This window comes from Blautia sp. MSK20_18, assembly GCF_020553125.1.
GTDB classification, from domain to species: domain Bacteria; phylum Bacillota; class Clostridia; order Lachnospirales; family Lachnospiraceae; genus Blautia_A; species Blautia_A fusiformis.
Genome location: NZ_JAJCGR010000006.1, coordinates 138,270 through 146,604 on the forward strand (window position 1 = coordinate 138,270; position 8,335 = coordinate 146,604).

Annotated in this window: 8 protein-coding genes; 7 read left to right on the forward strand and 1 reads right to left on the reverse strand. The window is 44.6% G+C overall.

The genetic code is table 11. The features are described from left to right. The first annotated feature begins 53 nt into the window (after window positions 1–53). From LI091_RS05885 to LI091_RS05900, 4 genes are all read left to right on the forward strand, one after another. Window positions 54–1,172: a LacI family DNA-binding transcriptional regulator gene (locus LI091_RS05885; protein WP_044961150.1), complete on the forward strand. Its 1,119-nt coding sequence runs from the start codon at window positions 54–56 to the stop codon at window positions 1,170–1,172. 274 nt (window positions 1,173–1,446) lie between these two features. Further along, window positions 1,447–2,100, forward strand: coding sequence for a fructose-6-phosphate aldolase (fsa, locus tag LI091_RS05890; RefSeq protein WP_015525668.1), 654 nt, complete (start codon window positions 1,447–1,449; stop codon window positions 2,098–2,100). 66 nt (window positions 2,101–2,166) lie between these two features. Further along, complete coding sequence (locus LI091_RS05895) at window positions 2,167–3,006, forward strand: transketolase (RefSeq protein ID WP_015525669.1); 840 nt, start codon at window positions 2,167–2,169, stop codon at window positions 3,004–3,006. Beyond that, complete coding sequence (locus LI091_RS05900) at window positions 2,994–3,932, forward strand: transketolase family protein (protein WP_015525670.1); 939 nt, start codon at window positions 2,994–2,996, stop codon at window positions 3,930–3,932. The genes LI091_RS05895 and LI091_RS05900 overlap by 13 nt, the downstream gene beginning before the upstream one ends. Here the strand turns inward: LI091_RS05900 and yyaC are convergent. After that, on the reverse strand, window positions 3,905–4,516 hold the full coding sequence (yyaC, locus tag LI091_RS05905; protein ID WP_265190927.1) for a spore protease YyaC: 612 nt from the start codon (window positions 4,514–4,516) through the stop codon (window positions 3,905–3,907). The genes LI091_RS05900 and yyaC overlap by 28 nt on opposite strands. Before the next feature lie 133 nt (window positions 4,517–4,649). Between yyaC and LI091_RS05910 the strand changes: the two genes are divergently transcribed. The 3 genes from LI091_RS05910 to LI091_RS05920 all read left to right on the forward strand — a co-directional run bounded on the left by LI091_RS05910 (window position 4,650) and on the right by LI091_RS05920 (window position 7,929). Beyond that, the gene (locus LI091_RS05910; RefSeq protein ID WP_265190929.1) at window positions 4,650–5,912 is read left to right on the forward strand and encodes a LysM peptidoglycan-binding domain-containing protein; all 1,263 of its coding nucleotides are present in this window, start codon (window positions 4,650–4,652) and stop codon (window positions 5,910–5,912) included. A gap of 66 nt (window positions 5,913–5,978) precedes the next feature. After that, window positions 5,979–7,211 carry a DUF5711 family protein gene (locus tag LI091_RS05915; RefSeq protein WP_227588430.1) on the forward strand — a complete coding sequence of 411 codons (1,233 nt, stop codon included), beginning with the start codon at window positions 5,979–5,981 and terminating at the stop codon, window positions 7,209–7,211. A 10-nt stretch (window positions 7,212–7,221) separates the two neighbouring features. Then, complete coding sequence (locus tag LI091_RS05920; protein ID WP_265190930.1) at window positions 7,222–7,929, forward strand: CvpA family protein; 708 nt, start codon at window positions 7,222–7,224, stop codon at window positions 7,927–7,929. Window positions 7,930–8,335: the final 406 nt, after the last annotated feature.

The window sequence follows — 8,335 nt, forward strand, 5'->3', positions numbered from 1 at the left end:
AAAAGTGATAAGCAGCCAGGAAATTTCCCCAGGTTATAAAGGAGGTGAGACTGGTGGCAAAAAAGAAAGCAACCTCATCGGATGTGGCAGCACGCGCAGGAGTTTCCCAGGCAACGGTATCCATGGTGCTGAACCGGAAATATAATGTTTCTTTTTCGAGAGAAACTGTGGAGCGGGTGGAGCAGGCGGCCAGAGAGCTTGGCTATGAGCTTCCCGGACGTCGGAAACACAAAGCTGACAGAAAAGAAAAGCTGATCGTTGTTTTCTGCCCCACACTCACCAGTCCCTATTATGTACTGCTGCTTCAGGGGATCGAGGCTGTGGCCAATGAGCAGGGATATGGGGTATTTATCTGCAACACCCAGCGCGATGCGGGGTTGGAAGAAAAATATCTCCGTATGATGCAGACCATGCGGCCGGCAGGGATCATCTATACCTGCAATCCTCATCCGGATTTCCAGCATCAGGTAGAAAAGATCGCAAAAGAAACACCACTGGTCATCATCAGCAACAAGGAAAAAACAACCACGGTAGATGCTATCAATCAGGACAACACAGTGGTAGGAAGGCTGATGGCCAGACATCTTCTTGATCTGGGGCACACGGATGTGGCATTTATCACGCCGCCACTTACCAGACGGCAGTGGCAGCGATCCAAGCGTGTGGAGGGCTTTGTTCGCGAGTTTGAAAAAGAGGGAAAAAAGGATCATGTGCTCATCAAGGCGGCAGATGAGTCCAATGACAGAAAAATCCCGCGGATGGATTCCGAGTATGCCATGGGCTACGAGCTGACCATGGAGCTTCTCCAGGAAGGACAGAAATTTACGGCTATCGCAGGACAGAATGACATGATGGCCATAGGCGCCATTGATGCGCTGCATGAAATGAGGATACACGTTCCGAAGGATGTTTCTGTCATAGGGTGCGACAATATTTTTTATTCCGGCATCCGCAGGATCTCCCTGACAACCATTGATCATTTTGTTGCGCTGAAGGGAAGAGATGCCTGCGACATCATCATCCGTAAGATCGACATGAATGATAAATTTTACCTGGATGAAAGACCTGCCAGCCTGTATAATATCGAATATACCCCGAAGCTGATCAAGCGCCGCACGACGGGGTATGCAAGACTGGACAGAAACCAGTCTGATGAACAGAAAAATAAATAATGGCGCAAAAATTATTAATAATAATATATAGAGAGAGTTTCCATGACACATTTGAATAGAAACCTTGTTAGCTACGATAATTACGGCGATATTCGAATTGAGGAAAATGGAAAGAAGCTGTTTTGGGTGAAAAAATTGACAGGCACTATTAATAAAACGCTATTTTATTAATAAAATATTTATTAATAAAAAACAGGTGCCTTGACCCCCGCAATGAGTTTGTTATAATGGAATCATCAAGAAAAAGAACGAACGTAAACAGGAGGAAAAAACAATGAAATTTTTTATCGACACAGCTAAAGTAGAGGATATCAGAGAAGCAAATGACATGGGAGTTATCTGTGGAGTTACAACAAACCCGTCTCTGATCGCCAAAGAAGGAAGAGACTTCAACGAGGTGATCAAAGAGATCACAACGATCGTTGACGGACCGATCAGCGGTGAGGTTAAAGCTACCACAACAGATGCTGAGGGAATGATCCGTGAGGGACGTGAGATCGCAGCCATCCATCCGAACATGGTTGTTAAGATTCCTATGACAACAGAGGGACTGAAGGCAGTTAAGGTTCTTTCCTCTGAGGGGATCAAGACAAACGTTACTCTGATCTTTTCTGCTAACCAGGCACTTCTTGCAGCAAGAGCAGGTGCTACATATGTATCTCCGTTCCTTGGAAGACTGGATGACATCTCCACAGATGGCGTTGAGCTGATCCAGCAGATCGCTGAGATGTTTGCAGTTGCAGATATCCCGACAGAGATCATCGCAGCAAGCGTTCGTCATCCAATGCATGTAACTGCATGTGCACTTGCAGGCGCAGATATCGCTACGGTACCGTTCAAGGTAATTGAGCAGATGACACATCATCCGCTGACAGATGCAGGTATCGCTAAATTCCAGGCTGATTACAAGGCAGTATTCGGTGAGTGATCGAAACCTCTTTTATATACAAATTCCCTGTGAACAGCAGGGCACTAAAAAGGAGACATTAATAACATGGATAAGTTAGAACTTCAGAAAGTTGCCAACGAAGTCCGCAAGGATATCGTAACAGCAGTCCATGCAGCAAAGGCCGGCCATCCGGGCGGATCCCTTTCTGCAGCAGACGTGTTCACCTATTTATATTTTGAAGAGATGAACATCGATCCGAAGGATCCTAAGAAGGCAGACCGTGACCGTTTTGTCCTTTCTAAAGGACATACAGCACCGGGACTCTATTCTGTACTTGCAGAGAGAGGATATTTTCCAAAAGAGGATCTGAAAACACTTCGTCATCTGGGCTCCTATCTTCAGGGACATCCGGATATGAAGCATATTCCGGGCGTTGATATGTCCAGTGGTTCTCTTGGTCAGGGAATCTCTGCAGCAGCAGGTATGGCTCTTTCTGCCAAACTCAGTAATGATGACTATCGAGTATATACATTGCTGGGTGATGGTGAGATCGAGGAAGGCCAGGTGTGGGAGGCAGCTATGTTTGCAGGCTTCCGTAAACTGGACAACCTGGTTGTGATCGTAGATAACAATGGACTTCAGATCGATGGTGACATTGCAGATGTATGCTCCCCGTATCCGATCGACAAGAAATTTGAAGCTTTCAATTTCCATGTGATCAATGTTGCGGACGGCAACGATATGGATCAGCTGAAGGCTGCTTTTGATGAGGCAAGAGCTACAAAGGGTATGCCGACAGCTATCATCATGAAAACAGTAAAAGGTAAAGGCGTTTCCTACATGGAGAACGCAGTAGGCTGGCACGGAAAAGCTCCGAATGACGAGCAGTATGCACAGGCAATGGAAGATCTGGAGAAGGTAGGTGAAGCATTATGTCAGAAGTAAAGAAAATCGCAACGAGAGCAAGCTACGGCAGTGCCCTCATAGAATTAGGAAAAAAACACGAGGATCTTATCGTTCTTGACGCTGACCTTGCTGCAGCTACACAGACAGGTATGTTTAAAAAAGAATTCCCGGAGCGTCACATTGACTGCGGTATCGCAGAGTGCAACATGATGGGTATTGCGGCAGGAATCGCTTCTACAGGTAAGGTTCCCTTTGCAAGTACTTTTGCAATGTTTGCAGCAGGACGTGCTTATGAGCAGGTTCGTAACTCCATCGGATATCCGAAGCTGAATGTAAAGATCGGAGCAACTCACGGCGGTATTTCTGTAGGTGAAGATGGCGCCACACATCAGTGCCTGGAGGATTTTGCCCTGATGAGAGTGATTCCGGGCATGGTCGTTGCAAGTCCTTCTGATGATATCGAAGCAAAAGCTATGGTTGCTGCTGCTTACGAGCATCAGGGACCGGTATACATGAGATTCGGACGTCTTGCTGTTCCGGTTATCAATGACAGACCGGATTATAAATTTGAGCTTGGTAAGGGCATCGTTCTCCGCGAGGGAAAAGATCTTACCATCATCGCAAACGGACTTTGCGTTGCACCGGCTCTTGAAGCAGCTGAGAAGCTTGCAGCAGACGGAATCGATGCAAAAGTGATCAATATCCATACCATCAAGCCTCTGGATGAGGACCTTGTTGTTGCAGCTGCCAAAGAAACCGGCAAGGTTGTAACTGTTGAGGAGCATTCCATCATCGGCGGTCTTGGCGGAGCTGTATGCGAGTGCCTGGCTGAGAAGGCACCGGTACCGGTTAAACGTATCGGAATCCATGATGTATTCGGTGAGTCCGGTCCGGCATTAGAACTTCTTCATAAATACGGTCTCGATGCAGAGGGTATCTATAAGCAGATCAAGGAGTTCGCATAATCAAGATCAACAGGGGATAAGTCTGTTTCTGCAGGAAGTATCTTAAGGATCCCGCAGGCGATCACATCTGCAAGTGCTACCACGGTGGAGAGCCGGGTAGTCTGCAGGGTAAGCTGCTCCATGATTCCGGCAGTATTTACAATGCCGGTGATATGGATGTCCCCTACAGGTGGAAGATCTTTCTGAACACCAGCACCTGGGTAAAGTGCACCATTTCCAATGGTCACATAGCCCAGGTGTTTTTTTTGTCCAAGAGAAGCATCTATGGCGATTACAAGGGCGTGTGGATGAAGCCTTGTGATAAGCGATGAAGTTTTTTCCAAGTTCAGGGCATGGACCGGGCAGGAAAGAGTGCCGTAGACAAAAATATGTCCGGTTTCATGAGGATGAAGAAGGTGTCCGATATATGGGCCTAAACAATCTCCGGTAACACGATCACTGCCAATGCATAAAAACACGATCTCAGTCCATTTTTTAGGACAGTGAAGAATGCATTTTTTCAGAAGATAAGCAATCTCGCCGGATGAACCGTTTTTTCCGGCATCAATGTAAAAAGCCATGAGAAACCTCGATTCTTTTTTCACTCTATCATATCCTGAAAAAAGGAAAAATATGCATGGTGCGGAATCTGTCGCTAAATTCTGTGGACAGACTCTTACATTCTGCTAAAATCCGCATTTTTACTGTGCTATGCTTGGACAGAAGGAGTGATATGAGATGATAGAAGTCATTTATAAGGAGGACACAACAGAACAGGAAGCCGCCCAGGAATCGTTTTCCATGCCTAGAAATGTAAGGCAGATCGGGCTGGCGAACGGAGATTACAGGATTTATATAGAAGATTATGTATACACATTTCTCTGCAGCCTGGCAGAAGATGAAAAGCCGGAAGGCCAGGGAAGTGTGGCGGTACTTACAGGTGAAATTCAATGGACTGCAGATATGACCTGTATTTTTATAAAAGGTGCCATTGCAGCAGACGGCATGGAGGCTGCGGCAGAACATATTGACTTTTCGGAAAAACTCTGGCAGAAACTGCAGGAGGATAAGGATCAGTATTTTCCGGAGCAGGAGATCGTGGGATGGTTTTTTGCACAGCCTCAGATAGCAATGGAGATCACGGAGCTTTTTGTGAAAGTACATCTCAGACATTTCGGAGGGGAAAAGATCCTGATGCTGATGGATCCTGGAGAACGGGAGGATGCTTTTTTCCGTTATGATGGCGGCATGATGGCAAAACTGAGCGGGTATTATATTTATTATGAGAAAAATTCTCAGATGCAGACGTATATGATCGAACGTAGCCAGAAAGAGGGCGGAGAGGCATCCGAGGAAGTGGAGGACAGGGCTGTCAGAAATTTCAGAAAGATCATAGACAGTAAAAATCCGGAGGAACGGGGAGAAGAGAAAACTTCTGTTTTTTCTTATGCGGCTACGGTGTGTCTGGCACTGGCAGTTCTTGTGGCTGGAGTGGGCTTTTATCGGAATCAGCAGGAAAAAACAGAGGTTCCGGAAGATTATCGCGCCGCTTCTGCTTCGGTGGTGCAGATAACACCTGCAGTAACAGAACCGGTGCAGAGTGTATCGATTTCGCCAAAGGCGGTGCAGACGCAGAAACCGGTGCAGACACAAAAACCGGTACAGACGCAGGAAGCTGTGCGGGGAACTCCGGTCCCGACGGAAACCACGCAGAAAAGAGAAAAAATCTCAATAACACCGGAACCTCGAAGTTCAAAAAAACAGTCTGTTTCAGAAGCAACGCAAAAAAAAGATAATAAAACAGAAGAGAAAAAAACAGAAGAGACTTCAGCGGCTGCAGGAAATCCAAGGGAAACTTATGTGATCCGCCCGGGAGACACCTTGTATCAGATCAGTCTGAACCGCTATGGCACTGTAGCGGCGATGGAACAGATCTGTGCATTAAACGGAATTTCTGCCAATGAGATCATTTATCCCGGGCAGGTAATTGTACTACCCTGATGGAGTGTGCTATAATAACTGGAAAACCAATTACAAAATAAAATACTTAAGGTAAGGGATACGGTTGTGAATATCATAAAAAAAATACAGAAAAAACAAAAGCGTAAAAAGCTGATGAGGCAAAAAGCCAGGCTTGCACAGGAACAGGCTGCACAGGAAGGCGCTCACTACGGGAGAACTTCTCATCGCCGAAGGATTTCAAGAAAGGGAAAAAAGGTGATCACAGCGGCAGTGATCGCTACTGCAGTCTGCCTGGTTTTTCTCTATGCAGAAAAAAGAAGCTATCACAGCTATAAAGTATTAAATACAAGCGAACAGGAAGATGTTGTGTCCACACAGTATGTGGACATGGATGGAGATATCCTGAGATACAGTCCGGATGGAGTATCTGTTGTGGACAACAGCATGAATACGATCTGGAATGAAACCTATACAATGCAGAATCCTATTGCAGATGTGAATGGAAGCAGGGCGGTTGTTGCAGACAGCGAGGGAACATCGCTTTATATCTGCGACAAAAAAGGTGTGACCGGAACTGTAACAACATCTTATGCTATTGTAAAAGTGCGGATCGCATCGAATGGAATGGTTGCAGTGATCCTGGACAATGATGATAATACCTGGATCAATTTTTATAATCCGGATGGCAGTCTGGTCGCGGAAAATCTGACTAAGATCGATGATCCGGGATATCCCATGGATGTAGCAGTGTCTGATAACGGAGTGATGATGGTAACATTCCAGTATGTTGATGGAAGCAAGACTACCAGCTATGTGGCATTTTATAATTATGGGGATGTAGGGCAGAATGAGGATGATCGGATCGTAAGTGGTTATACCTATGAGAATGTAGTGATCCCGCAGGTGGAATGTATCAGTGACAGTAAGTATATTGCTTTGCGAGATGATGGATTTTCTACTTACCAGGGAAGCCAGATTCCCAAAGAAAGCAAAACAGTCAATGTAAAACAGGAGATCGTAAGTACATTTTTCAGTGATGACAGGATTGGCCTGGTATTTAAAAACAATAATAAAGATGATCTGTATACAATGGAAGTTTATAGTATGAGCGGACAGCTGAAATTCCGTAAAAATTTCAATATTCCATATACGACTATAAAAATGAGCGGAGATAATATCATCATGTATAACAGCTCGCAGATCTGCGTGATGAACAACCGTGGCGTACAGAAATATGCCGGAAATGTAGATGGAACGATCCGGGATTTCTTTAAGATCGGATGGAATAAATATCTTATGGTACTGGATACAGGCGTCAGCACCATAAAATTCAGTTAAGGGGGCAGATATGAACTGGACATGGCTTGGACTGGCTGTGCTGGTCCTGCTTGCCTTTTCCATGGTGGATGGATACAGGCATGGCTTTGTAAAAGAAGTAGTATCTGCATTGCTTGTTCTGATCTCCGTTGCTCTGGTATGGCTGATCAATCCTTATGTGAATCAGTTCATACGTGAGAATACGTCTGTTTATGAAAAAATCCAGACTGCCAGCGGATCATTTGTGGATTCTCTGGCAGATGGAAAAGAAACCATGGATGAGGAGGAACAGAAGGAGCTGATCAGCAGCATGGATATTCCGGATCTCCTCCAGAAGGGAATAACAGAAAATAATACGGCATTGGTGTATCAATATCTGGCGGTTAATACATTTGCAGGGTATATTTCCGGATATCTGGCCAATGTAGCAGTGAACTGTCTTTCTTTTTTGGTATCATACATACTTTCCTCAATCCTGATCCATGTGCTGGCGTATGCCATGGATCTCCTGGCAAGATTGCCGGTCATCCGTGGGATCAACAAAATAGCCGGTGCCATAGTAGGAGGCATGAAGTGTATTGTTTTTGTATGGGTCGGAATGCTGGTACTTACGATTTTATGCAACACGGAAATAGGGCAAAAGGGTCTGGGACTGATCCGGGGTGATACAGTACTGGATTTTCTTTATGATAAAAATATTTTTATCCGTATTTTTACAGGAATATTTTATGGTGGGTAAAAGAAACCGCATTTTGCAGACGGAAAAGCACCAGGATACAGGTGGTGACCATGTCTGTGAAATGCGGTTTTTGGCGAAAAAATACGTTTTTCAGAAAAAAATGAAATTTATGTAAAAAACATGTTGACAGCTAATGGAAAAAATGCTATTCTATCAGAGTTGTTAGGAACAAATTGTTTTTAAGAAACAGATAAATATATCTGCTTTCAGAAAAATAAAAAAGTAGTTGACAAAAGACAGAAGATATGATAAAGTATCCAAGTCGTCAACAAAACGACAACAAAATCTTAACTCAAAAATGTTTGAAAAAAACTTAAAAAAGTGCTTGACAAACAAAAAGAGATGAGATAAAATAAACGAGCTGTCTGAGAGACAGACACAACAAACCTTGATAACTAAACAGTGA